The 24,287-nt window shown below is 47.1% G+C and carries 25 protein-coding genes; all 25 read left to right on the top strand.

Annotated features, from left to right (window positions below; all coding sequences use genetic code 11):
- Window positions 1-26: 26 nt before the first annotated feature.
- The 25 genes from NW747_RS08455 to NW747_RS08335 all read left to right on the top strand — a co-directional run bounded on the left by NW747_RS08455 (window position 27) and on the right by NW747_RS08335 (window position 24,254).
- Window positions 27-665, top strand: coding sequence for an amino acid ABC transporter permease (locus tag NW747_RS08455; protein ID WP_008859119.1), 639 nt, complete (start codon window positions 27-29; stop codon window positions 663-665).
- 2 nt (window positions 666-667) lie between these two features.
- Window positions 668-1,405: an amino acid ABC transporter ATP-binding protein gene (locus NW747_RS08450; RefSeq protein ID WP_008859118.1), complete on the top strand. Its 738-nt coding sequence runs from the start codon at window positions 668-670 to the stop codon at window positions 1,403-1,405.
- 183 nt (window positions 1,406-1,588) lie between these two features.
- A complete protein-coding gene (locus tag NW747_RS08445; protein WP_008859117.1) occupies window positions 1,589-1,789 on the top strand; it encodes a cold-shock protein in 201 nt (66 codons plus the stop codon).
- A 270-nt stretch (window positions 1,790-2,059) separates the two neighbouring features.
- Window positions 2,060-2,596 carry a ribosome hibernation-promoting factor, HPF/YfiA family gene (gene hpf / locus NW747_RS08440; RefSeq protein WP_008859115.1) on the top strand — a complete coding sequence of 179 codons (537 nt, stop codon included), beginning with the start codon at window positions 2,060-2,062 and terminating at the stop codon, window positions 2,594-2,596.
- 144 nt (window positions 2,597-2,740) lie between these two features.
- Entirely contained in the window at window positions 2,741-5,203 is a 2,463-nt protein-coding gene (gene secA, locus NW747_RS08435; protein WP_273186809.1) for a preprotein translocase subunit SecA, read from the top strand.
- Between the two features lie 59 nt (window positions 5,204-5,262).
- Window positions 5,263-6,376, top strand: a protein-coding gene (gene prfB, locus NW747_RS08430; RefSeq protein WP_337514210.1) for a peptide chain release factor 2 whose coding sequence is annotated in 2 segments (ribosomal slippage) — window positions 5,263-5,331 and window positions 5,333-6,376 — 1,113 coding nt in all. Because the reading frame shifts where the segments join, the coding sequence is not laid out codon by codon here.
- A 13-nt stretch (window positions 6,377-6,389) separates the two neighbouring features.
- Window positions 6,390-8,423, top strand: coding sequence for a DUF5693 family protein (locus NW747_RS08425; RefSeq protein ID WP_273186806.1), 2,034 nt, complete (start codon window positions 6,390-6,392; stop codon window positions 8,421-8,423).
- Window positions 8,410-9,510: a polysaccharide pyruvyl transferase CsaB gene (gene csaB / locus NW747_RS08420; protein ID WP_273186803.1), complete on the top strand. Its 1,101-nt coding sequence runs from the start codon at window positions 8,410-8,412 to the stop codon at window positions 9,508-9,510. Before NW747_RS08425 ends, csaB begins: the two co-directional genes overlap by 14 nt.
- Window positions 9,507-10,340, top strand: a complete 834-nt coding sequence (locus NW747_RS08415; protein WP_273186801.1) for a transketolase — start codon at window positions 9,507-9,509, stop codon at window positions 10,338-10,340. Before csaB ends, NW747_RS08415 begins: the two co-directional genes overlap by 4 nt.
- On the top strand, window positions 10,340-11,272 hold the full coding sequence (locus NW747_RS08410; protein ID WP_273188283.1) for a transketolase family protein: 933 nt from the start codon (window positions 10,340-10,342) through the stop codon (window positions 11,270-11,272). Before NW747_RS08415 ends, NW747_RS08410 begins: the two co-directional genes overlap by 1 nt.
- Before the next feature lie 7 nt (window positions 11,273-11,279).
- Window positions 11,280-11,966 carry a cell division ATP-binding protein FtsE gene (gene ftsE / locus NW747_RS08405; RefSeq protein ID WP_273186799.1) on the top strand — a complete coding sequence of 229 codons (687 nt, stop codon included), beginning with the start codon at window positions 11,280-11,282 and terminating at the stop codon, window positions 11,964-11,966.
- A complete protein-coding gene (gene ftsX, locus NW747_RS08400; protein WP_273186798.1) occupies window positions 11,959-12,843 on the top strand; it encodes a permease-like cell division protein FtsX in 885 nt (294 codons plus the stop codon). Before ftsE ends, ftsX begins: the two co-directional genes overlap by 8 nt.
- 6 nt (window positions 12,844-12,849) lie before the next feature.
- Window positions 12,850-14,049: a murein hydrolase activator EnvC family protein gene (locus NW747_RS08395; RefSeq protein WP_273186796.1), complete on the top strand. Its 1,200-nt coding sequence runs from the start codon at window positions 12,850-12,852 to the stop codon at window positions 14,047-14,049.
- Complete coding sequence (locus NW747_RS08390; RefSeq protein WP_419095308.1) at window positions 14,049-15,233, top strand: S41 family peptidase; 1,185 nt, start codon at window positions 14,049-14,051, stop codon at window positions 15,231-15,233. The genes NW747_RS08395 and NW747_RS08390 overlap by 1 nt, the downstream gene beginning before the upstream one ends.
- Before the next feature lie 305 nt (window positions 15,234-15,538).
- Window positions 15,539-16,837, top strand: a complete 1,299-nt coding sequence (gene obgE, locus NW747_RS08385) for a GTPase ObgE (protein ID WP_273186792.1) — start codon at window positions 15,539-15,541, stop codon at window positions 16,835-16,837.
- Window positions 16,838-16,849: 12 nt separating this feature from the next.
- Window positions 16,850-17,140 carry a ribosome assembly RNA-binding protein YhbY gene (yhbY, locus tag NW747_RS08380; protein WP_273186789.1) on the top strand — a complete coding sequence of 97 codons (291 nt, stop codon included), beginning with the start codon at window positions 16,850-16,852 and terminating at the stop codon, window positions 17,138-17,140.
- On the top strand, window positions 17,127-18,269 hold the full coding sequence (proB, locus tag NW747_RS08375; protein WP_273186788.1) for a glutamate 5-kinase: 1,143 nt from the start codon (window positions 17,127-17,129) through the stop codon (window positions 18,267-18,269). Before yhbY ends, proB begins: the two co-directional genes overlap by 14 nt.
- A gap of 3 nt (window positions 18,270-18,272) precedes the next feature.
- On the top strand, window positions 18,273-18,428 hold the full coding sequence (locus tag NW747_RS08370) for a hypothetical protein (RefSeq protein WP_156792543.1): 156 nt from the start codon (window positions 18,273-18,275) through the stop codon (window positions 18,426-18,428).
- Window positions 18,413-19,033 (top strand): nicotinate-nucleotide adenylyltransferase, encoded by a 621-nt coding sequence (gene nadD / locus NW747_RS08365; protein WP_273186787.1) that lies wholly within the window; start codon window positions 18,413-18,415, stop codon window positions 19,031-19,033. The genes NW747_RS08370 and nadD overlap by 16 nt, the downstream gene beginning before the upstream one ends.
- On the top strand, window positions 19,023-19,610 hold the full coding sequence (yqeK, locus tag NW747_RS08360; protein WP_008859100.1) for a bis(5'-nucleosyl)-tetraphosphatase (symmetrical) YqeK: 588 nt from the start codon (window positions 19,023-19,025) through the stop codon (window positions 19,608-19,610). The genes nadD and yqeK overlap by 11 nt, the downstream gene beginning before the upstream one ends.
- Window positions 19,597-20,475, top strand: a complete 879-nt coding sequence (locus NW747_RS08355; protein ID WP_273186785.1) for an LCP family protein — start codon at window positions 19,597-19,599, stop codon at window positions 20,473-20,475. Before yqeK ends, NW747_RS08355 begins: the two co-directional genes overlap by 14 nt.
- Before the next feature lie 20 nt (window positions 20,476-20,495).
- A complete protein-coding gene (rsfS, locus tag NW747_RS08350; protein ID WP_273186783.1) occupies window positions 20,496-20,852 on the top strand; it encodes a ribosome silencing factor in 357 nt (118 codons plus the stop codon).
- Window positions 20,827-21,702 carry a CvfB family protein gene (locus NW747_RS08345; protein WP_273186780.1) on the top strand — a complete coding sequence of 292 codons (876 nt, stop codon included), beginning with the start codon at window positions 20,827-20,829 and terminating at the stop codon, window positions 21,700-21,702. Before rsfS ends, NW747_RS08345 begins: the two co-directional genes overlap by 26 nt.
- Before the next feature lie 222 nt (window positions 21,703-21,924).
- A complete protein-coding gene (gene istA, locus NW747_RS08340) occupies window positions 21,925-23,502 on the top strand; it encodes an IS21 family transposase (protein ID WP_273185725.1) in 1,578 nt (525 codons plus the stop codon).
- On the top strand, window positions 23,499-24,254 hold the full coding sequence (locus tag NW747_RS08335) for an ATP-binding protein (protein ID WP_273185728.1): 756 nt from the start codon (window positions 23,499-23,501) through the stop codon (window positions 24,252-24,254). The genes istA and NW747_RS08335 overlap by 4 nt, the downstream gene beginning before the upstream one ends.
- Window positions 24,255-24,287: the final 33 nt, after the last annotated feature.

The following is a 24,287-nucleotide window of genomic DNA, read 5'->3' as shown; positions in this document are numbered from 1 at the left end:
ACAAAGATTGGATAAGGAGTTGCTCCATGAATTTTGAATTGATTGAACATGCACTGCCTATGCTGCTGGTTGGGGCCGGTGTAACGATAGAAATCACAGCTGTCAGCGTGGCCATAGGTTTTTTGATTGGCCTTTTTGTGGGAATAGCCCGCATCTGCCAGATTAAAGTCCTCCGGATTATAGCAGCTGTTTATGCGGACTGCATTCGAGGGACTCCGCTTCTGGTACAGATCTTTCTCATTTATTTCGCCCTTCCTATCGTTACAGGACATCGTGTGGAACCCTTTGCAGCTGCTGTGGCAGCCTGCGGCATCAACAGCGGCGCCTATGTATCGGAAATTTTCAGGGCAGGCATCCAGGCCATTGATGTGGGTCAGATGGAAGCCGGCCGGTCTTTGGGACTGACCTGGTGGCAGACCATGTATTATGTGATTCTTCCTCAGGCCGTACGCAACATTCTTCCGCCGCTGGGTAATGAATTTATTGCTATGCTGAAGGATTCCTCCCTGGTATCCGTAATCGGTTTTGAAGAACTGACAAGAAGAGGCCAACTGATTATTGCACAGACCTACGGCTCTTTTGAAATCTGGACAACCGTGGCAGTGCTGTATCTGATTATGACACTGGCAATTTCTCGTGTAGTAGCATGGCTGGAAAAGAGATAATTATGGCGGACAAAAAATACTTAATTGAAATCAACCACGTGGGAAAGAAATTTGGAGATCTCACGGTTCTGAAAGATATCAGCATCAAAGTCAAAGAAAAAGAAGTGGTCGTTATTATCGGCCCTTCCGGCTCCGGTAAAAGTACACTGCTCCGCTGCATCAACGGCCTTGAAAAACCAACCAGCGGCAATGTGTTTTTTGATGGCATGCCTGTGAATGGTGAAAAGAACATTAACGAAGTTAGAACAGAAGTGGGCATGGTTTTCCAGCGGTTCAATCTTTTTCCCCATATGACTGTAATCCAGAACCTTATGCTGGCACCCATGAAGGTGCGTAAAATCAGCAAAAAGGAAGCCTATGACCGCGGTATGTCACTGCTCCGGAAAGTAGGACTGGAAGATAAGGCAGACTATAAGCCATCCCAGCTTTCCGGTGGACAGCAGCAGCGTGTGGCTATAGCCAGGGCCCTTGCCATGAAGCCGAAAGCTCTTCTTTTTGATGAACCTACCTCTGCACTGGATCCGGAAATGGTCCATGAAGTACTGGATGTCATGAAGGAAGTGGCAGAAGAAGGCATGACCATGGTAGTGGTTACCCATGAAATGGGATTTGCCCGTGAAGTGGGGGACCGGGTCCTCTTTATTGACGGCGGCGTCATTGTGGAGCAGGGGACACCGGATGAAGTATTTAACCACACGAAGGAAGACAGAACAAAGCTTTTCCTTTCCCAGGTGCTCTAAAGTCAGGGTATGCCTGTATAATTATGCAGATATTCATAACAGATATTTTGGAAACGGGACGGCCAAAACCGCCCCGTTTTTCGTACTCTTTTTTACATTTCGGTTGACGGAATTAATGTTTTATGGTATTGTAAATCTATGCCCAATAAGGGCAATGTAGTAATTTTTTTAGGAGGAATTTCCATGAAAGGTACAGTTAAGTGGTTCAGTGCAGAAAAAGGCTACGGCTTTATTGAAAGAGAAGAAGGCGGCGACGTATTCGTTCATTTCTCCGCTATCCAGGCTGATGGCTTCAAAACACTGAATGAAGGCCAGAAGGTTGATTTTGAAATCATTGATGGTGCAAGAGGACCTCAGGCTGCTAACGTTAAGGTTGAAGGCTGATCACTTACTGAAGCTCATATAGCGTAAGTTTCTGAATCTGAATTTAGGGTAAAGCATAGGCTTTACCCTTTTTTCAATGGCAGAAAGGCATTCCACTCTTTATTTTTCTTCCTTTTATATTTAATTATTTCTATCGTTTCTATAAACTGATAAAAGTTTTTAATGATATCTAATTTATATAGACAGAAAGGATTGATTATTAGTGGAAATATAGTATAATAATTATAGAAGGATAAGCATTCAGCTTATTCAAGAAAGGGGGATTTCAATATGGAATTAACTGTTAGAGGAAAAAATCTGGAAATTACTGACGCACTGCATTCTTATGTAGAAAAACACACAGGCAAGATTCAGAGATACTTTGATAAGCCCATTAAGATTAACGTCCTGCTTCGCATTTCGAATATGACAAAAACCTGTGAAGTGACTGTCTTCGTTGACGGCATTATTCTCAGGGGTGTCGAAAAGTCCGATGATATGTACAAGTCGATTGATCTGGTATTTGATAAGGTAGAACGGCAGATTCATAAGTATAAAACTCGTCTGGCAAAACGGTTTAAAGAAAGAAATACCCTGAGCCATCAGTTCGTCATGGAGAAAGAAGCGGCCTCTGCTCCGGATACAGAATTTGAAATTGTAAAGACAAAACATTTCAATATCAGCCCCATGTCGCCGGAGGAAGCAGTTCTTCAGATGAATCTTCTGGGTCACAGCTTCTTTATGTTCTTCAATTCCGAAACCGAAGCTATGGCTGTCGTTTATCGTCGGGATGACGGAAAATATGGCCTCATTGATGCAGACCGGTAAGAGGAAAGTTTGAAATTTCACGAAAAAGAGCGGAATTTTCCGCTCTTTTTTTGACTATACCGCCTTAGTTTGATAAAATAAACTAGATGTGTAAAGCATTGGAATTTAAGGAATGGAATACTGATTGTATAAGGAGTTGTTTCCATGTTTGATAAGTTTTTTGACAGGCTGTTTAACGGATCCAACAAAAAAGAAGTAAAGAAGATTCGCAAAATCGTAGAACAGCAGATTAATCCCCTGGAAGATGGACTGAAGAAGTTGAGTGATTCTTCCCTGGCTAATAAGACCAACGAATTCAAGGCTCGTTTGGCCAAGGGCGAAACACTGGACGATATCCTTCCTGAAGCCTTTGCAGTTGTCCGCGAAGCGTCCCGTCGCGTATTGGGCATGCGCCATTTCGATGTGCAGCTGATTGGCGGTATTGTTCTCCACCGCGGTAATATTGCTGAAATGTGTACCGGTGAAGGTAAAACCCTGGTAGCTACCGCTCCGGTTTATCTGAATGCCTTGGAAGGGAAAGGCGTTCACGTCATTACGGTCAATGATTACCTGGCAAAGCGCGACAGCGAATGGATGGGACAGGTCTATAAATTCCTCGGCCTTTCCGTAGGCCTCATTGTCCATGACCTGGATTTCCAGCAGAGAAAGATTGCTTATAATTCCGATATTACCTACGGAACGAATAATGAATTCGGCTTTGACTACCTTCGCGATAACATGGTTACCTCTCTGGACCAGATGGTGCAGCGCCCCCTTCATTACTGCCTGATCGATGAAGTAGACTCTATTCTTATCGATGAAGCTCGTACACCGCTGATCATTTCCGGCCCCGGTCAGAAATCTACAGATAATTACTACGTCATGGCCAAGCTGGTGCCGCATCTGAAAAAAGATGAAGACTACACCATCGATGAAAAACAGAAAACCGTGGCTCCTACAGAAGCCGGGGTTGCAAAGATGGAAAAAATGCTTCATGTGGAAAATCTGTATGATGCGGAAAATCTGGAGCTGAACCATCTTTTCGTTCAGGCCCTCCGTGCTCAGACCATGATGCAGCGGGATAAGGACTATGTAGTTAAAGACGGTGAAGTGGTCATTGTTGATGAATTTACCGGTCGTCTCATGTATGGCCGCCGCTATTCCGACGGACTTCATCAGGCCATCGAAGCCAAGGAAGGGCTGGAAGTTCAGCGAGAAAGCCAGACTCTGGCTACCATTACCTTCCAGAATTATTTCAGAATGTATGACAAGCTGGCCGGCATGACTGGTACTGCGAAAACAGAAGAGCAGGAATTTATTAAGATTTATGGTCTCCCTGTTATCCAGATTCCTACCAATAAACCGATTCAGCGTAAAGATCTGCCGGATGTGGTTTTCAAAACGAAACGAGGCAAGTACCGTGCTGTAGTGAAGGAAGTGGAACGCCGCCATGCCACCGGTCAGCCCATACTGATTGGTACCACCTCCATTGAACAGTCCGAAGAGCTTTCCCATATGCTCGACGGGGCTAAGATTCCTCATTCCGTACTGAATGCCAAATATCATGAAAAAGAAGCGGCCATCGTAGCTCTGGCAGGACAGAAAGGGGCCGTGACCATTGCTACCAACATGGCCGGCCGCGGTACTGATATCCAGCTGGGAGACGGGGTAGCCGAGCTCGGCGGACTTGCCATTATCGGAACGGAGCGCCATGAAAGCCGCCGTATTGATAACCAGCTCCGCGGCCGTGCAGGCCGTCAGGGGGACCCGGGTTCCAGTCAGTTCTTCCTGTCTCTGGAAGATGATCTGCTTCGTATTTTCGGCGGTGACAATATCAAGAAGTTCATGGAAAAAATGGGCCTTGATGAAGATGAGCCGATTAACAGCCGCATGGTTTCCAATGCCATCCAGAAAGCACAGAAGAGAGTAGAAGCCAGAAACTTTGATATCCGAAAATATGTCCTTGAATATGATGATGTCATGAATCAGCAGAGAAAGGTGGTTTATGAACAGCGCCGCCGAATTCTGGAAGGCGAAAACATGAAGGACCAGGTACTCCGCATGGTGGATACCATTATTGAGAAGGGCATGCAGACCTACGCAGATCCAAAGCTGTATCCGGAAGAATGGGATTTTGCAGGGCTTCTGAAATACAGCGAAAAATATTTCCTGGCCCCCGGTGAAATCAAACTGGAAGAAATTGAAGATATGAGTCGTGAAGAGGTGGAGGACAAACTCAAGACCATTGCTCATGAAACCTATGAATCCAGAGAAAAATCCATCGGCTCCTCCATGATGAGGGAACTGGAAAAAGCAGTTATGCTGAAAGTGGTGGATTCCAAGTGGATGGAACATCTCGATGACATGGATATGCTGAAAGAAGGGATAGGCCTTCGTTCTTATGGACAGAGAAACCCCATTGTGGAATACAAAGTAGAAGCCTATGATATTTTTGAAGAAATGCAGCAGGCCATGATGGAAACTATTGTGCTCTACCTCTACCATATCCAGATCCGTTTTGCTGCCGATCCGGAAGAACCGCAGCAGGCTCCCGAAGCACCGAAAGCAGAAGACCATCTGAAAGGGGCTACTGCCCACTATGTGGACGAAAATTCGTCGAATGACTGAGTCTGATATGTTTTGATTTATTACATACTTTTTACAACGAAAGAGAGATGATTATTCAGATGCTGGAAGATTTGAAAAAAACTTTAACAGAACTGCTGAATCATGAAAAAGAAATAAGGGATTCACTTTGACTTACCTCAGCTGAAGGAACGTATCAGAAGTTACGACGTTCAGATGAGTGATCCGACTTTCTGGGATGATGCGGATAAGGCCCGCAGAATTTCTCAGGAAGCAACTGAGGCAAAGGATGCCTATGAGACCTATACCAAACTTTTTGAGCGGGCGGAAGGATTGAAGGATATCCTGGATCTGGCTATTGAAGAAGATGACCAGTCCATGGAGCCGGAAATCGCCAAAGAACTCAATGAAGTGAAAGAAATCCTGGATAAGAAGGAAATTGAACTCCTTCTTTCCGGTAAGTATGATGAAAATAATGCCATCCTTACTTTCCATGCCGGTGCCGGCGGCACAGAAGCCCAGGACTGGACAGAAATGCTGATCCGCATGTATATGAAATGGGCAGAGGCGGAAGGGTTTGCGCTGGAAGAACTGAATATGCTTCCCGGCGATGAAGCCGGCATTAAGAGTGCTGAATACATGGTGAAAGGGAAGTATGCCTATGGTTTCCTGAAATCAGAAAAAGGAGTGCACCGCCTGGTGCGTATTTCTCCTTTTGATGCGGCTAAACGCCGTCATACCTCTTTTTCCGCTGTGGATGTGATGCCTGAAATCGATGATGACGTGCAGGTAGATCTTAACATGGATGATGTGCGGGTAGACTACTATCGCTCCAGCGGTGCCGGCGGTCAGCATATCAACAAGACCAGTTCTGCTGTCCGCATGACTCACATTCCTACAGGTATCGTGGCAGCCTGCCAGAATGAACGCTCCCAGTTCCAGAATAAGGAACAGTGTCTTCGTCTTCTTCGGGCCAAACTCTATGAATTTGAAATGAAGAAACATGAGCAGGAAGTCAATGCGCTGGAAGGCGATCAGCAGGCGATTGAATGGGGCAGCCAGATTCGCTCCTATGTATTCCAGCCTTATACGTTGGTGAAGGATAACCGCACCGGAGTAGAAACAGGCAATATTCAGGGAGTCATGGACGGCGATATTGACCCGTTCATTGAAGGTTTCCTGAAAATGAACAAATTTAAAGCCAAAGCAAAATAAAAGGATGGATAGAATGAGGGCCATACAGAGCAGCGCCTTTAAAGTGCTGGCAGTCCTGATTTTCATCGGCGTAATCGCTGCAGGGATGATATCTCTGCAGCGGAGCCATGTGGAATCATCTGCCACTGCTGTTGAAAATGTATATGATTATTACAATATAATTGACAGCGCATCAGTTGAAAAGAAATCAGCGGATGAGCTGTTTTCGCTGTACAGGAAAAGCGGGGTTACCTCTCTGGCTGTGTATGATGAAACACCGGAAAAGCTGGTAAACCATGATTACCTCCGCATTTATCGAGGCAGTGAATTTGCATTCAGAAATCCCACAGCCCAGGGAATCTCTGATTCCAAAATTTATATCCAGCCGGTGCTGAATGCGGAAGGAAATGCCTATTTCAAGGAAACGAAAGAATATCTTTCTCTTCTTATGAGCAGCGATGATGTACGCTCCTTTGATGTGAACGGCGTGGAAACGCTGGAAGTCAATGCGGTGTACAATAAGTTTATGCAGATGGAACTGGGCATTTATGCGGAAACTGTGAAAAATGCAGCTTCTCATGGGTTCTATGTGGTACTGCGTCCCGGGAATGAAGCCCATGTGACTAAGGATTATGTAGATCTTTTCCTGAAGAAGCTGGATGCTTCTGATCGGGTGAGCGCCGTTATTTTCCAGGGCAAGGAAGTGCTTGGGTATAAAGAGTATGTGAACTATCTGTCTCATGAACTCAGCCGCCGCCACATTCCGATTGCCCTCATCGAGGCACAGAACCAGCTTGGTTTTGAAAAGCAGTCCGGGAATTTTGACATGGCAGTTTCTTCGGACTATCAGGTAGTCCGTCTCTACGCCATGTCCAAAGATGAACTGATCAAACTGGATCCGAAGGAAGCGGCTTCCCGCTATTATATTTCCGATATTGAACGGAATATCCGCATGAACCTGTTCCCCTCCTTCAAGTTCCCTCTGGATGGCATGACTCTGTCTGAGACGAATGCATCCTATATTGCCGATGTATCTTCCCGCCTGGAAGGGCATGGCTTCACCGTAGGAAAAGCTTCTGTCATGGAATCCTATTTCCCGCCAGCCCTTCTTCGGAGCATTGCCATGGCCGGCGCCCTTTCTCTTGTGGTTATGACGGCGCTTCTTCTTTTCCCGCCTCTTGGCAGATATGTTTGGGTCCTTGAAATTCTTGGACTGGCAGTTACTCAGGGATTATTCTGGGGGCTCCATTCCCTTATGGCCCTTCAGCTTCTGGCTCTTGGCACTGCTGTGTGCACGCCGGTGGTGGTAGTCAGTCTTTTCCTGAACTATTGCCTTAAAAGAAAGGATAAGGCCTTTGCCGAAATCGGCTGGGGTAAACTTTTCGTAGAATCCCTGCTGATTCTCTGGATCGCTGGACTTCTTTCCCTGGCAGGCGCTGCTTTTGTGAGCGGTCTTCTGGGGGATATTCGTTTCCTCTTGGAAATGCAGATTTTCCGCGGTGTGAAACTGACTTTTGTTCTTCCGCTCCTTTTAATTTCTATTGTGTATATCCAGAAATTTCCTTTCTTTGGGCAGACCGTTTCTTCTGACAAGGATTTTATCCGCTTTGTAAAGAAGTTCTGTAGTGTCCAGATTCGTCTTGGCCTTCTGGTGGGCCTTGGCCTTCTGGCAGTGGTGGGTTATGTATTCATTGGCAGAAGCGGTAATAACGGGGCACCGGTGCCGGGTTTTGAAATTGCGCTCCGCCGTTTCCTTGAAAATGTCATGTATGCAAGGCCCAGAGAAAAGGAATTCCTTTTCGGCCATCCTGCCGTCCTTTTGGCCATGACTGCCCTTTATCGCAAATGGCCCCAGATTCTTCACTATTTCCTCATTGTGGCTGTCACCATTGGTCAGGGTTCCATGGTAGAAACCTTTGCCCATATGCGAAGCCCCTATATCCTGAGTCTTATCCGCGGGCTTGATGGACTGGCGGCAGGCAGTCTTTCCATGATTGCTGCTCTCATCGGTGTCATGATTCTGGTCCGGCTGACCAGGTTTTTCGGAGAAAGATATGGCAAATTATAAAATCGTCATTTCCGGTTATTATGGCTTCAATAATGCCGGTGATGAAGCCATGCTTTCTGCCATTCTGCAGGCACTCCAGGGAACCTTTGACTCTCCGGATATTACTGTGATTTCCGGAGATCCCCAATCCACTGCCGCTTCCTTTGGCGTTCATACGGTGCCAAGGTTCAGCATTTCCGGCATCTGCCGTTCCATTTTTTCCTCTGATCTGATTATCAGCGGCGGCGGCAGTCTGCTGCAGGATGTGACAAGCTGGAAAAGTATGATTTACTACCTTTCCATTATTACCCTTGGAGTGCTGTTTCGAAAACAGGTTTTCCTTTATTCCCAGGGCATAGGCCCAGTCCGGTATCGGGTGATTCGTATTATCCTGAAGCATGTACTCAACCATGTGGATGCTATTACTGTACGGGATAAGGAATCCAAGGGATTTCTGCAGCGCCTTGGCGTGCATCGGAAAATTTATACTACTGCCGATGCGGTGCTTTCCCTTGCGCCGGCTGATCTTTCCATAGGGCGAAAAATACTGGATAAAAGGGGAATACCTCCCGAAAAAAAGAAAATTGGCCTGGCTATCCGTTACTGGCATCATTCCCGAGAATGGATGGAGAAACTTGAAAAGACTGTCCATCGTCTATCTAAAGAAAAAGATGCTGTCATCATCTGTATCCCCATGCAGTTTCCGGAAGATGAAGAAGCGGCTGAAGCCATGGGGAAAGGCAGTGAGGGAGTCTATTTCCTGAATGAAGACTTTTCCATAGAAGAACTGATGTCTATTATCGGGAATATGGATGTCCTTTTGGGAATGCGTCTTCACGCCCTTATTTTTTCTGCTCTCATGCATGTGCCTTTTCTTGGTATTTCCTATGATCCCAAAATAGATAATTTCCTGGCCCTTATTGGTCAGAAAGCTTCCACCTCTGTTCAGCACATGGATGGTGAGAAGTTGTATAATGATACTTGTAGAATCCTTTCTTCCGGTCTGGATGCTAAAGACTGGGAGAAGGTGGCTGCTCTTCAAGAGCGGGCCTGTGAGAATGTCCAGATTTTAAAAAGTCTTGTTACTCATAAGGAGGAAAATCCATGAGTCATCTTTCTACTGAAGAGACTGCTTTTCTCAAGGACAAAGCAAAACAGATTCGTATTGATATTTTGAAAATGATCACAAAAGCCAATTCTGGTCATACGGGAGGTTCTCTTTCCATTGCTGACCTTCTGACGCTTCTTTATTTCAAGGAAATGCATGTGGACCCTGCCAATCCTCATAAGGCAGACCGTGACCGTCTTGTCCTTTCCAAGGGCCATGCGGCTCCGGCCATGTATGCCTGCCTGGCTGAAAAAGGATATTTCCCCAAAGAAGAGCTGGATCATCTTCGTCAGGCCGGTCATATGCTCCAGGGACATCCGGATATGAAGCATACCCCCGGAGTCGATATGACTACCGGTTCCTTGGGACAGGGCATCAGTGCTGCCTGTGGTATGGCCCTTGCCAGCCAAATAGATAAGGCTGACTGGCGGGTGTATGCAGTCCTTGGCGACGGTGAACTGGAAGAAGGCCAGGTTTGGGAAGCAGCTATGTATGCGGCCCACTATAAACTGGATCATCTGACTGCTTTTGTAGATAACAATGGGCTCCAGATTGACGGTCCTATTACGGAAGTCATGTCTTCTCTTCCTATTGGTGATAAATTTAGGGCTTTCGGATGGCATGTGATTGAAACAGACGGCCATGATGTAGAAAAGCTTCACGAAGCGATTGAGGAAGCCAAATCCATTGAAGGAAAACCCACGATGATTGTCATGAAGACAGTGAAAGGGAAGGGTGTTCCTGAAATTGAAAATAAAGTGGGCTGGCATGGCAAGGCTCCTACAGAAGAAGAATGCGCAAGATTTATTAAACAGGTGGAGGCAGAATGATGGGTAAAGCAACTCGTGATGCATATGGCGAAGCTCTGAAGGAACTGGGTGCACAGAATCCGGATATCGTTGTTTTGGACGCTGATTTATCCGCATCCACCAAGACCCAGGTTTTTGCCAAGGCTTATCCGGATCGTTTCTTTGATACAGGGATTGCTGAAGCTAACATGATGGGCGTTGCAGCCGGTCTGGCAGCAGCAGGGAAAATTCCCTTTGCTTCCACCTTTGCCGTATTCGGAGCAGGCAGAGCATATGAACAGATCAGAAATTCCATCTGCTACCCGAAGCTTAACGTGAAAGTGGCCGTTACCCATGCCGGATTGACGGTAGGCGAAGACGGTGCAACCCACCAGATGCTGGAAGATATCACCCTCATGCGGGCGCTGCCTAATATGACTGTCATCGTTCCTGCCGATGCTGCAGAAACAAAGGCTGCAGTGAAATGGGCTGCTTCCTATAAAGGACCGGTGTATATCCGTATGGGACGGGCTAAATGTGAAGATATCATGCCGGATGACAAGCCTTTTGTTCCTGGAAAGAGCACCACTCTGAGAGATGGCAATGATGTGACCTTTATTGCCTGTGGCATTATGACTGCCAAAGCGCTTAGAGCGGCAGAAACACTGGAGAAGAAGGGCATTTCCGCACGGGTTATCAATATGAGCTCCATTAAACCTATCGATGAAGAGGCTATTGTAAAAGCAGCTGAAGAAACCGGGGCCATTGTGACGGCTGAAGAACATACTGTGAAAGGCGGACTTGGCGGTGCCGTGGCTGAAGTTCTTGCCCTTAAGAAACCCTGCCTCATGGATATGGTAGGTACAGAAGATACTTTTGGACAATCCGGCAAGGCTGATGAATTACTGGAAGTTTATGGACTCACTGCAGAGCATCTGGTTTCCTCTGCCCTGCATCTGATCAGCAGAAAGTGAGGATTGGATGATTACATTTGATCATGTATCATTGCATTATGATGCTAAACATACTGCCCTGAAGGATATGAGCATTCATATCGACAAGGGGGAGTTTGTATTTGTGGTAGGCCCCAGCGGTGCCGGTAAGTCTACTTTTGTGAAGGTGCTGACTCATGAACTGGTTCCGGAGTCCGGCACGGTTGTTGTCAATGGAATCAATATTACCAAGCTGAAGAGAAGCAAGATTCCTTACTATCGGAGAACCCTGGGTATTGTTTTTCAGGATTTCCGTCTTCTCTCCGAGAAAACAGTGTTTGACAATATTGCCTTTGTCCTCCGCGTAACCGGCGCCAAGGGCAGGGAAATCAAAGAAAGGGTGAACCGGGTGCTGGACCTGGTAGGACTTCGCAATAAAGAGAAGGAACTGCCTTCCAAGCTATCCGGTGGCGAGCAGCAGCGCGTGGCTATTGCCAGGGCTCTGGTGAACCAGCCGATTCTTCTTATTGCCGATGAACCTACAGGAAATCTGGATCCAGTGACTTCTGAAGAAATCATGAAGCTTTTCAATGAAATCAATCATATGGGAACAACCATCATCATGGTGACCCATAACAAAGATCTGGTCAATGCCATGCATAAACGGGTTATTAATATTGAAGACGGCCGTATCATAGCAGACCAGGAAAAAGGGGGATACCATTTACATGTTTAGTTCTCTTGGCTACTTCTGGAAAGAGACTTTCTATTCCCTCTTCAGAAACAAATTTATGGCGGTGGCTTCCGTGCTTACGGTCACCCTTTCCATGTTTATCCTGGGTGTTTTCCTTTGTGCCGTACTGAATATCAATCACATGGCCACGTATCTGGAAAACCAGGTAGAAATGACAGTTTATCTGAAAGATGGGCTGAATACTGAGCAGGTCATGGCGGTGGGGAAGAAGCTGAAAGCCCTGCCGGATTTAAAGGAAATCAAATTTACCAATAAAGACCAGGCCATGGCGGAATTCAAACAGCGGCTGGGGGACCAGCAGGGGATTCTGGATGCTATTAACGGCAATCCGCTGCCTTCCTCCTATTCCACTTCTTTCGCCACACCGGCTTCACTGAAAAATGCAGTGGGCATTGTAACGCAGTACCCGGAAGTTGATTCTGTGCAGTACGGACAGGATATTATTGAACAGCTTTACAAGGTGGCCCAGGTTATCCGTATTGGCGGCATTATCCTGATCGTATTCCTGGCAGGTGCAGAACTCTTCATTATTTCCAATACCATCCGGCTCACCGTGTTTGCCCGCCGTCGTGAAATCCAGATTATGAAATACGTAGGCGCCACCAATGGATTCATTCGCTGGCCTTTCATTTTCGAAGGCATGATTATTGGTTTCATTGGTTCCGGCCTTTCCTCCTTTATCCTGTGGGAAGGCTATAAAGTGGTACTTATGGAGATGGCCCAGGCAGGACTCGTATTTATTCCCATGATTCCCCTCTGGCCTTTCATCGGTTATATGACGGTTATGCTTCTGGCAGCAGGTATTATCATCGGTATCCTGGGCAGTACCATTTCACTTCGTAAGTATATGAAAGTGTAACTGCCTATGAAGAAATCAACATATATGGCATCTTTTCTGGCACTTTCCATCCTTCTTGGTGGACAGGCCATCCATATGCCTGCCTATGCCGATGATCTGGATGACCAGGTGCAGGACCTGCAGGGGCAGATTGATTCTTCCCGTCTGGAACAGGAAAACTGGCAGCAGGTCATTGAAGATGTAAGTGCTAAACTGAAACAGATCCAGGCAGATCTGGATGCAGCCAATGCCAGACTGCAGAGCATTCAAACCAAACAGGCTGAAATCAATGCACAGATTGCACAGACCCAGAATGAAATCGTGAAGATGGAAGCCTATCTGAAAACAAGGCAGGATGTGCTGAACCGCCGGGTTCGTGCCATTTACATGCATGGCCAGCTGAACTACCTGGAAGTGATTCTGGGCGCCAACAGCTTCAGCGATTTTGCCAACCGGGTAGAACTCCTGAAGCGGGTCATCCGGTCCGATTACAATCTGATTCTTGAGATTCAAAAACAGAAAGCTGCGATTGAAGCCAAGAAGGCACAGCTGGAAGAAGATAAACGGCAGCTGGATGCTCTTGCGGCCGAAGCGGAAAAGACGCGGCAGGAAATTGCCAAGAAGAAAGCAGAACAGCAGAAAGTTCTTGATGCAGCAAAGAGTAATAAAGCGGCAGCTGCACAGATGGAACAGGACTTGAATGCGCAGCTGGCTTCTGTTAGAAATTTGATTCAGCAGCGTCTGGCAGCAGCGGAAGCTGCTCGTCAGGCAGCTCAGCAGCAGGCAGCCTCTGATGATGAAGGGGGCGGCGGAGGCGGCAGTGATGATAACTACGTTCAGGGGACCGGTGCTATGGGCTGGCCCTGCAGCGGACCTATCACATCGCCCTTCGGCTATCGCACCCATCCGATTTTTGGGACAACGATTTTCCATGCGGGCATCGATATTGGTGTAGACTACGGAACTCCTATCCATGCAGCAGACAGTGGTGTCGTTGTATATTCCGGCTGGATTTCCGGTTACGGTAATGCGGTCATCATCGACCATGGCGGCGGTATTTCTACCCTTTACGGTCATAACCAGTCCCTGGCTGTTTCAGAAGGACAGTCTGTGTCCAAAGGTTCAGTCATTGCCTATGCCGGTTCCACCGGCAACTCCACCGGTCCTCACTGCCACTTTGAGGTAGATGTGAATGGTTCTCCTGTCAATCCCATGGGGTATCTGTAATGGGTAAACAATGGGAACTTTTCCTTAGGACTCATTGGAAATCAGGACTATCCTGTGTATGCGGTACCGTTATTTTGAGCGGACTTGTCATTTGGGGAGGAGCTTACTGGCTGACCGATGGTCAGCCGGTGAGCTTCTTCCATTTCCTTCAAAATTATCGACTCGTGAAAAATAATTATTTTCGGCCCATCAATGAAGAGGCTCTCTGGCAGGGAGCGTCCAAAGGCATGCTGGCCAGTCTGGAAGATCCCTATTCTTCCATCCTTGCCGGAGATACCTATAATTCCTTCATGGAAACGACAAACGGGGAATATGGCGGCATTGGCGTAGTGATGGGACTTGATGCAGACGGTTTTATCCGTATCTTCAATGTCTTCGAAGGAAGCGCCGCTGAAAAGGCAGGCATTCGGAATGGAGATATCATTCTATCTGTGGATGGTACTGACGTGAATGATCTGGGACTTACCGGTACAGCGCAGGCGGTACGGGGGGAGAATGGAACAGAAGTGAATCTGTCCATAGCAAGAGAAGAGAAAACCCTGGACTTTGCAGTGACCCGTTCCAATGTGAGCCTGCCTACGGTTTTAAGCCGTATGGTGGACGATCATATAGGCTATATCCATATTTTCACTTTCAGCAGACACACGCCGGAAGAATTTAAGAAGCAGCTTTCTTCTCTGAAAGACCAGGGCTGTGAAAAACTGATTATTGACCTGCGCATGAATCCCGGTGGAATGATTGACTCCGTAGTCAATGTGGCAGACCAGATTCTGACAGGCGGTACAGTGGTCAGCTACCATACCCGGCACCAGGGGAGTGAAAATTTCACCATTAAAGGAATTGAAAACCCCATGCCCATGGCTGTCCTGATAGACAGGAACAGCGCCAGCGCTTCTGAGATTCTGGCTGGTGCGGTGCAGGACAAGAAAGAAGGCATCATCATCGGGGAGACAAGCTATGGCAAGGGAACGGTACAGGCCGTTTATCCTGACGGTGATCGGGAAGCATTGAAAATCTCCATTGCTGAATACAGGACAGCTGCCGGGAGGATTATTGATAAGAAGGGAATCGTACCGGATATTCCTGTCAAACAGACCGGTCATCCGTTCATTCTCTCTTCTGATACTGTTTTCCAGAAAGCAGTAGATGTGCTGAAAGAAGAAGGAAACAGGGACGAAACATAACTCTTGTATATGAAATAAGTTCGGATTCATCATCGCATCTGCTTTTATATGTTTTTTATAAGCTGCTGCGTCATGGATTTCCTTCCTTAGCTGAATGTTTTGTTTTATGATTCCCTGCTTGCTGCAGGCAAACCGCAGATTCCGGAAAGGCTGATTTTCATCAGTGCTTTTCCGGGAGGAGTGCGGTTTTCTTTTTCCCCATAAAGTACGAAGTGCAGGATATAAAACTTCTTTTCTCTATATTCTTCCCCGGCATGATATAATAACAATGTAATAGTCTGTCATTTTTTGAGTGAGGTATGCTTATGTTTATTGATAGAGCAAAAATAATTGTTGTCTCCGGTGCCGGTGGAGACGGCATGGTTTCCTTCCGCCGGGAAAAATATGTGCCCCGCGGAGGACCCAGCGGCGGTGATGGCGGCAGAGGAGGATCCGTCATTATCCGTGCTGACAGCAGTCTGAACACGCTGATTAATTTCCGCCGCCATCGCAAATTTGCTGCCAAAGCCGGAGCCAGTGGCGGCGCTAAGGAAATGTTCGGAAAGAACGGGGAAGACGTGTATGTGGATGTTCCGCTGGGAACCATGGTTTATGATGACCGCACCGGTGAACTTCTGGCAGATATGACCCAGAACGAACAGCAGGTCACTGTAGCGAAGGGCGGTCATGGAGGCAGAGGAAATTCTCACTTTGCCACTTCCGCTGTCCGTGCTCCTACCTATGCCGAAAAGGGAGAACCGGGAGAAGAAAAGAATATCCGGCTGGAGCTGAAGATTCTGGCTGACGTGGGTCTCCTTGGCTTCCCGTCGGTAGGAAAATCCAGTCTCCTTCGCAAAGTATCCGGCGCCAGACCGGAAGTAGCCGCTTACCATTTCACCACCCTGTCTCCTGTTCTTGGTGTGGTGAGCCTTGATGCGGAAAGAAGCTTTGTTATGGCTGATATTCCGGGGCTCATTGAAGGTGCCAGCCAGGGAACCGGTTTAGGGGATGAATTTCTCCGTCATGTGGAAAGAACCAAGGTGCTTATCCACGTACTGGATGCTGCCGGAAGTGAAGGCAGGGATCCGCTCCGCGATTTCCACATCATTAATAACGAACTGGAGCTGTACAGTCCTGAACTGGTTAAGAAAAAACAGATCGTAGCTGCCAATAAGACGGATCTCATTGATGATCCGCAAAAATTGGAAAAATTACGTAAGGAAATTGAAGGGGAGGGGTATCTTTTCTTCCCCATCTGCACACTCACCGGGGAAGGCTTAAAGCCTCTCCTGGAAGCTGCATGGAAAATCCTGCAGGACGTTCCTGATGTTACCTTTGAAAATCCGGAAAAAGCCATTGTCTATGAAGTACCTAAAGATGAATTCCTCATTGAGCAGAAAGATGGCGTCTTCTATGTCAAGGGAAAGCGAGTAGAAAAACTGGTTAGCATGACCAATTTTGAGGACTACCTTTCCATGCGCCGCTTTGAAAGAGCCTGGCGTTTTATGGGCCTGGACAAGCTTCTCAAAAAAGAAGGAATCAAAGAGGGCGATACAGTGAACCTCTACGGCGTTGAATTTACCTATGCGGAAAACAGGGATTCCGTCGACGATGAAAAAGAATAAGGGAGAGAGTATATGTTAACAGGTAAGCAGAAACAGTATCTGAAAAGTGAAGCCGTCAGCCTTCCCGCCTATGTGCAGATTGGCAAGGAAGGGATGACCTCTTCTGTGGTGCAGAGTGTAGAGGATGTACTTCTGGCAAGGGAACTGATCAAGGTTAAGATTAACCAGAACTCTGATGAAGATATCAGGGACACAGCCTCCCTGCTGGCGGAAAAGCTGGATTGCGAAATTGTGCAGATTATCGGACGGAACTGCGTGCTTTTCAAGCAGAAAGAAAAGAAATCCCATTATGAGCTCCCCTGACAGCAGCTGCCGCTCTGTCATTTCTTCCATGAAACGGATTGTTGTGAAAGTGGGAACCAGTTCCCTTACCTATGACAATGGAAAAATGAATCTCCGCTTTATGGATCACCTGGTGCGGCAGTTATCCGACTTAAAGAACCGCGGTTTCCAAGTCATCCTGGTCACCTCCGGTGCTATTGGCATTGGTTTCCCGGAACTGGGCTTTAAGGAAAAACCAACATACCTTCCCTATAAACAGGCGTCCGCTGCTGTAGGGCAGGGCCTTCTTATGAATATTTATGAGCATTTGTTCCGCGAATACGGTCATGTGGTAGGGCAGCTGCTTTTTACCAAAGGAGATGCCGTGAATTCCAAGCGGTATCTTCACATGCATGGCACCCTTCTTTCCCTCCTGGAACTGGGCGCCATACCGATTATCAATGAAAACGATGCCGTAACGGCTGATGAAATCAAGATTGGTGACAATGATACTCTTTCCGCTATTGTGGCCAGCATAGCGGAAGCGGATCTGCTTATCATCCTTTCCGATATTGAAGGGCTTTATGATTCAGATCCCCGCAAGAATAAGAATGCCCGTCTTATCCACCAGGTGCCGGTCTTTTCCCGGGATATATTCCGTATGGCCGGCGGTGCCGGTTCTTCTCAGGGAACAGGCGGCATGTACACAAAAATCCAGGCTGCGGAAATCTGCGTCCATTCTGGCATCGATATGGTGATTGCCAAAAGCACCCTTCCGGAAGTTCTGGAACGAATTATGGATGGGGAAGATGTGGGCACCTGGTTTAAGGGAGAAAACGTACATCCTCAGCTGAAAAAGAGAGATATTATTATTGGTACTGCTGTCAAGGGGAAAATCTTTGTGGATGAAGGGTGCCGTTCTGCTATTTTAAACAAGGGCTCCAGTCTCCTTCCGGTAGGAATTCTCGGTACGGAAGGGGATTTTGCAGAAGGAGATACGGTGGCTGTATTCTGCGGCAGTGATGAGGTGGCCCGCGGCATTACCCATTACAGCAGAGGTGACACTGACCTTATCAAAGGACTCCATACGGAGCAGCTGAAAGGGGCCCTGGGAGCAGAGCCTCCCTATGATACGGTCATTCACAGGGATAACCTTCTGGTGATGAAATAAACAATGAAATTTTCTGAAAAAGCTCGATGGCTGATTTATTATTATACAAAGCACCCCAAAGGACGTTTTGAGCTGTCCCATATTCTGGAACTGCTTCTTTTCCTTACGGTGTGTATCATTCTTTCGGAAGTGGTGTTGTATGCATGGTTAAACGGATAGGCTTGTTTGGTGGGTCCTTCAACCCCATCCATATTGGTCACCTGGTGATTGCAGAAGCAGCATGGCAGGAATTTGGACTGGAAAAGGTTATTTTTATTCCATCCGGGGATACTCCCAATAAGGATATGCACCATATTGATAAATTCGATCGTTATAATATGGTTCAAGAAGCAGTGAAGGACAATCCGCACTTTGCCCTGTCTCCGGTAGAACGGGACAGATGCGGTCCCTCCTATACGGTGGATACGGTCCATATCCTGAAGGAGGAATGGGGCCCTTCCTATGAATTTTATTTCATATGCGGCACAGACGCCCTGGCAGATCTCCCTACCTGGAAGTATAACAGGGAGCTTCTTTCCTGCTGCCATTTCATCTGTGCCAGCAGACCAGGAAATGAAGAAAAGCTGCGTCAGTCTGTCAACTATTTCGGAAAACTGGGTCAGGATAAGATTCATTTCCTGATTACGCCGGAATTGGATATTTCTTCCACCATACTGAGAAATCTTCTTTCGCAGCATAAATCTGTTCGTTATTTTATTCCTGACGGGGTTATTTCTTTTATTCAATCTCATCATTTGTATGAAAGACAAGATCATGGAGCTTAAAGATATACAAAAGGATTTAGAAAAAATTCTGTCTCCCAAGCGGTTTCGCCATTCCCGGGGCGTTGCAGAAACAGCCCGCCATTTGGCTGAAAAATACGGGGCTGACAGCAGAAAAGCCTATGTGGCCGGATGGGTCCACGACTGTGCCAAGGAACTTTCCCTGGCTGATATGCAGCATATTGTGAAGGATGCAGGGCTTAAGGCCGATTCTTACCTTCTTTCCAGCCGTGCTCTCCTTCATGGTCCGGCAGGAAGTATTCTGGCTGAGACAAAGTACGGTATAGGCGACAAAGAGATTCAAAGCGCTGTTTATTACCATACTACAGGACGGGCTGATATGACCCTTCTGGAAAAAATTATTTTTCTGGCTGATTATATTGAACCATCCCGGGATTTTCCAGGCGTTGACAACTTGAGAAAGCTTTCGGAAATCAATCTGGACGAGGCACTGCTTGCTGCCTATGATTCCACCATTTCTCATCTTCTCGACCAGAAAGCCTATATTTATGATTTAACCTTTATAGGACGGAATGATTTAGTTCTGAAAATAAAAGAGAAAAAGAATGAAAAAGAATAGACATGGAAAAATCAGAGTTAAGAAACTGATTGTCTTTATCCTCATGGCTCTGGCTGCAGCGGTGATTCTGATTTTTGGTATTGGCAAGGGGGTATCCTATCTTCTTGGAAAAGTAGATACAGGGAATTCTCCTGTTTCCTATTACCTTTTCATAGGTGCAGACAAAGAGGCCGGCAATGAAGCGGATGCTATCATTTTGACTGTATGGAACAGCAGGGATAAGGGAGTGAACTTTATTTCCATTCCGCCCAATACGAAACTGGCCCGCCAGGAAAAGAAAAATCAGCTGATTCGCACTACCTTCTCCGAAGGGGGAGCAGAAGAGACCAAGAGCGCCGTGGAAAACCTTCTTCACCTGCGCATTGAAAAATATGCGGTTGTGGATTATTCCAATTTCCAAAATTATGTAGATAAAATTGGCGGTGTAGATCTCTATGTGGAAAAAGGCATGGATCACCAGAACCGGGAAGGCGAAACGGATATCCAGATCCGTCAGGGCTATCAGGACCTGGATGGTGAAAATGCTTTAGGCTATGTGCGCTATATTGACAAAAAGAACGGGGAAATCGACCGTATCCAGCGGCAGGAGCGTTTCCTGAAAACCATGATTTATACCATGCAGAACCACTGGGCACTGTATAACTGGTTTTTCTTCCATCATTCCTGGACAGCAGAGGAAACCAATATCACCAATGGAGAAGCAGCTTCCCTGGCTTATACTCTCTCCTCCTATCCGGAGGACAGCTTTAAATTCTCCATCCTCCCGGGTGAAACACAGACTATCGGTAAAGTGGATACATGGGTTATTAACCCTGTAGAAGTGCAGAAGACCATTGCACAGACTATAGGGGCCGATAACCAGTAATTAAAAAGGAGTTTGAATCAATGGAAAAAAATATTGAAATCATTTGCAAAGCATTGTCTTCCAAAAAAAGCGTACTCATCCGTGTACTGAATGTGCGTGGACTTACCAGTATTGCTGACGATTTTATTCTGGCTACTACACGTAATAAAAAACAGGCACAGGCTGCTGCCGATGAAGTAGAAGAAAAAGCAGGGGAAATCGGTCTGCATCCTCTTCGGAGAGAAGGGTATCAGGAGGGTGACTGGATCCTTCTTGATTTTGGCGATGTGATTGTCCATATTTTTACAGATGAAGAAAGACGGCGCTATGACTTTGATACCCTGTGGAAAGAAGCGCCGGTAGAGGAGTACCATGAAACCGGCGATGACAATGAATAATGAAGATTCCGGACTGGGTCCCATGCACCTCAGGGAGAACTCCCTGGCGGAACTGACTGTCGCAAGAATATCTGATATGGGAGCCTTCCTGGATGCAGGAACCGGAACCACTTCCGATGATATCCTTCTTCATCACAGCCAGCAGACTAGGCCTGTAAAAGAAGGGGAAAAAGTAAAAGTCTTTCTGTATCATGATCCCCACCATCGTTTGACAGCCAGCATGCGGCTGCCCCAGATACCGGTGGGAGGTATCGGCTATGCGCCGGTGATGTTGACCACCCGTTTCGGCGCATTTATTGACGTGGGCACAGAAAGAGGTATTTTTCTTCCCTTTTCCCAGATGGAAGAAAGGGTGGAAACAGGGCAGTATGTATGGGTTAAAATGTATGTGGATAAAACCGGGCGCCTGGCAGTGACCATGAAAGTGAATGAAGATATTCGGAGTATCGCTCTTCCTGCCAAGGGAGTCAAAGTGGGTGATATGGTTACAGGCACAGTCTATAACAAGACCGGTGACGGAGTTTTCCTTATCACCCGGGAACGGTGGATTGCCTTCCTGCACCGGGATGAAATCAATAAACCCATTCATATGGGGGATGAAATCACAGGACGAGTTGCTTTTCTACGTAAAGACGGACATATGAACATATCCCTCCGTCCCCAGAAGGAAAAGTCAATAGAGGGGGATATGCAGCTTCTTCTGGAGTATATGAACCGTCATAACGGAAGCCTTCCCTTTACAGACCAGTCCGATCCGGCACTCATCAGAGCTTCTCTGGGAATCAGCAAGGCAGCCTTTAAAAGGGCAGTAGGACATCTTCTGAAGCTAAAGAAAATTTCCATGAAGTGAGTATTCCGCAGTAGGTGTACCGCCTGTCCGCCAAGGTGTACCGTTTGTCCGCCGAGGTGTACCGCTTGCCATTTTTAGGTAACTTCTTGAACTATTGGTGTACATGCCAGCTGAAATACTCCTAAATTCTTTTAATAAATATATTAATATATGGCTTCCTGCCATAGAATGAAAACAGGGACGTAGTATTTCCCTTTGTTCTATGAAAGGAGGCCTTTTAATATGGCCAATTTTGCCAGGATCCGGCTCATCCTGGAGCTCCATGACCGCGGAATGTCTCAAGATGAGATTTCCCGCTCCCGTCACATGTCGAGGAGTACGATTACTACCGTACTGCGAACAGCGCGGAAGAAGGGCATCACTTATGCGGGCATCCGCAAGCTGGATGATGCAGCACTACAAAAGCTCTTCTTCCCTGACCGACCGGAAGGTTCAGACATGTACGAGCTGCCGGATTACGAATCCATCCATAAAGAGCTCAAGAAGCCGGGTGTGACTCTTTCATTGCTCTGGACGGAGTATCGTGACAGGTGTCACCAGAATGGAAACATTGCTGTAGGGCATACCAAGTTCTGTGAGGATTACGGCCGGTACTGCACAACCCATGACCTGACCAATCATCTGGAGCATAAGCCCGGAGCCCAGTGCGAGGTCGATTGGAGCGGGCCGACCATGCAGATCATCGACCGTGATACCGGCGCGACCATTTCCGTGCATCTCTTTGTTTCCTGCCTCACATACAGCAGGTATGCCTACGTGGAGGCCACGCTGGATATGAAGATGGATACATGGCTCCGGTGCCATGTCCACATGTACGAGGCATTTGGCGGCGTTCCTGTGCGGACAGTCTGTGACAATCTCAAAACCGGCGTTGTGAAGCATCCCAAAGAGGGTGAAGTGGTTCTCACCGACGCCTATGAGGCACTTGGGCTTCATTATTCAACTGCTATTATGCCTGCCGGTGTGCGGAAGCCCAAGCAGAAAGCATCCGTGGAGAATACGGTTGGAAATATTGCCACCGCTATCATCGCCCGTCTTCGCAATAAGGTTTACTTTACTCTTGGCGAGCTGCAGAAGGATGTAGTAACTGCTACAGATAAGTACAACCGGCAGCCCTTCCAGAAAAGGCAGGGAAGCCGCTATGAAGTATGGCTGGACGAGAAGAAATATCTCCGGGCTCTTCCACGAGCTCCTTATGAAATCGCCGCGGTTATTCTGGGAAGGAAAGTATATCCCAATTTCCACGTTTCCTTTAAGAAAAACTGGTACTCCGTTCCCTACGTATACCGCGGGCAGTCCGTGGACATCCGTTACACCGACAAACTTGTGGAAATCTACTGCGGAAACCGGCGTATTGCCTCCCACATCAGATTTCCTGACTACATGACCAACCACTATTCCACACGCCCGGGAGATATGCCGGATGAATTCAACCAGCCGGAAATGGACAAAGATCGCATCTGTGCCTGGGCCGGGAAAATCGGACCGTGTACGTCGGAAGTCATCAGGAGGATCTTTGACAGTGTAACCATAAAAGAGCAGGGCTATAATGCTTCATTGGCCGTTCTGCATCTCAGTCAGAAATATCCGAAGGACCGCTTCGAGAATGCCTGCCAGTATGCTTTAGCCCACACAACATCGCCCCGCTACAACTATCTTAAAGCTGTATTGGGGAACAATCAAGACAAAATCCTGGACGGCGTACATTCCGCCCGTTATGAAAATACCGGAAAACACAGTATTTCCGAAAAAGGCGCTTACATCCGCGGCGCAGACTATTATGGAGGAAAGACAAAATGATCAATGAAGAAACACAGCGGAAACTCCGCAACATGAAAATGGAACCTCTGGTAGAAGCCCTGCAGAACCAGCAGAGTGATCTGGAATCTTATGCCCCTTTGGACTTCGATTCGAGGCTGACACTGGCCATCGATGAATGCTATTCAGTAAAATTGGATGATCGCATCCGGAGGCTGACGCATATTGCTAAGTTTCGCTATCCTGATGCCGATGTTCACACCCTTATCCTGCAGGGAAGAGGTTTCAGCCGCGAAGAAATCCTGGGCTATGCCAGCTGCGGTTACATTGAACGCCATAAGAATCTGATCATCAACGGATTTACCGGAGTAGGAAAGACCCACCTCGCCTGTGCTTTAGGGAAAGAGGCCTGCCGCCATCTGTACAGGGTCAAGTATTTCCGCATGCCGGAGCTTATGGAACAGTTCAATTATGGAACCGAAGTCGGACGGAGCGTGGCCAGCATTGTAAAGAAGTTCTCCGGCTACGATCTCCTCATCATCGACGAATGGCTTCTCGAGATGCCGACGGAAGTGGAGCAGCAGTATCTTCTTGAAATCTTGGAAAACAGGTACGATGCCCATTCTACTATTTTCTGTTCCCAGTACAAAAGCTCAGAATGGTATCCGCGCCTCGGTGATGGGGTTCTGGCCGATGCGATTATGGACAGAATCATTCACAATGCCTACCACATCAATTGCGGATCAATGAATATGAGAGAATATTTGAATAGCACCGATGCGAAAAATGACTAAATTATTTTAACATCATAACCTAAAGAATAAGCG

The organism is Dialister succinatiphilus (assembly GCF_928721695.1).
Taxonomy (GTDB): Bacteria; Bacillota; Negativicutes; order Veillonellales; family Dialisteraceae; genus Dialister; species Dialister succinatiphilus.
Note: the sequence above shows the minus strand (reverse complement) of the source record. Positions and strands in the feature narration are given on the sequence as shown.

What these genes read in the sequence shown, in the direction of transcription:
- NW747_RS08425 (WP_273186806.1), top strand. Translation starts at nt 6,390, where the DNA reads ATGAGGGCCATACAGAGCAGCGCCTTTAAAGTGCTGGCAGTCCTGATT.
- istA (WP_273185725.1), top strand. Translation starts at nt 21,925, where the DNA reads ATGGCCAATTTTGCCAGGATCCGGCTCATCCTGGAGCTCCATGACCGC.
- rsfS (WP_273186783.1), top strand. Translation starts at nt 20,496, where the DNA reads ATGGAAAAAAATATTGAAATCATTTGCAAAGCATTGTCTTCCAAAAAA.
- NW747_RS08395 (WP_273186796.1), top strand. Translation starts at nt 12,850, where the DNA reads ATGAAGAAATCAACATATATGGCATCTTTTCTGGCACTTTCCATCCTT.
- NW747_RS08355 (WP_273186785.1), top strand. Translation starts at nt 19,597, where the DNA reads ATGAAAAAGAATAGACATGGAAAAATCAGAGTTAAGAAACTGATTGTC.
- NW747_RS08415 (WP_273186801.1), top strand. Translation starts at nt 9,507, where the DNA reads ATGAGTCATCTTTCTACTGAAGAGACTGCTTTTCTCAAGGACAAAGCA.
- NW747_RS08345 (WP_273186780.1), top strand. Translation starts at nt 20,827, where the DNA reads ATGAAACCGGCGATGACAATGAATAATGAAGATTCCGGACTGGGTCCC.
- yqeK (WP_008859100.1), top strand. Translation starts at nt 19,023, where the DNA reads ATGGAGCTTAAAGATATACAAAAGGATTTAGAAAAAATTCTGTCTCCC.
- NW747_RS08450 (WP_008859118.1), top strand. Translation starts at nt 668, where the DNA reads ATGGCGGACAAAAAATACTTAATTGAAATCAACCACGTGGGAAAGAAA.
- NW747_RS08335 (WP_273185728.1), top strand. Translation starts at nt 23,499, where the DNA reads ATGATCAATGAAGAAACACAGCGGAAACTCCGCAACATGAAAATGGAA.
- NW747_RS08410 (WP_273188283.1), top strand. Translation starts at nt 10,340, where the DNA reads ATGGGTAAAGCAACTCGTGATGCATATGGCGAAGCTCTGAAGGAACTG.
- ftsE (WP_273186799.1), top strand. Translation starts at nt 11,280, where the DNA reads ATGATTACATTTGATCATGTATCATTGCATTATGATGCTAAACATACT.
- ftsX (WP_273186798.1), top strand. Translation starts at nt 11,959, where the DNA reads ATGTTTAGTTCTCTTGGCTACTTCTGGAAAGAGACTTTCTATTCCCTC.
- hpf (WP_008859115.1), top strand. Translation starts at nt 2,060, where the DNA reads ATGGAATTAACTGTTAGAGGAAAAAATCTGGAAATTACTGACGCACTG.
- obgE (WP_273186792.1), top strand. Translation starts at nt 15,539, where the DNA reads ATGTTTATTGATAGAGCAAAAATAATTGTTGTCTCCGGTGCCGGTGGA.
- csaB (WP_273186803.1), top strand. Translation starts at nt 8,410, where the DNA reads ATGGCAAATTATAAAATCGTCATTTCCGGTTATTATGGCTTCAATAAT.
- NW747_RS08390 (WP_419095308.1), top strand. Translation starts at nt 14,049, where the DNA reads ATGGGTAAACAATGGGAACTTTTCCTTAGGACTCATTGGAAATCAGGA.
- NW747_RS08370 (WP_156792543.1), top strand. Translation starts at nt 18,273, where the DNA reads ATGAAATTTTCTGAAAAAGCTCGATGGCTGATTTATTATTATACAAAG.
- nadD (WP_273186787.1), top strand. Translation starts at nt 18,413, where the DNA reads ATGGTTAAACGGATAGGCTTGTTTGGTGGGTCCTTCAACCCCATCCAT.
- NW747_RS08445 (WP_008859117.1), top strand. Translation starts at nt 1,589, where the DNA reads ATGAAAGGTACAGTTAAGTGGTTCAGTGCAGAAAAAGGCTACGGCTTT.
- proB (WP_273186788.1), top strand. Translation starts at nt 17,127, where the DNA reads ATGAGCTCCCCTGACAGCAGCTGCCGCTCTGTCATTTCTTCCATGAAA.
- secA (WP_273186809.1), top strand. Translation starts at nt 2,741, where the DNA reads ATGTTTGATAAGTTTTTTGACAGGCTGTTTAACGGATCCAACAAAAAA.
- yhbY (WP_273186789.1), top strand. Translation starts at nt 16,850, where the DNA reads ATGTTAACAGGTAAGCAGAAACAGTATCTGAAAAGTGAAGCCGTCAGC.
- NW747_RS08455 (WP_008859119.1), top strand. Translation starts at nt 27, where the DNA reads ATGAATTTTGAATTGATTGAACATGCACTGCCTATGCTGCTGGTTGGG.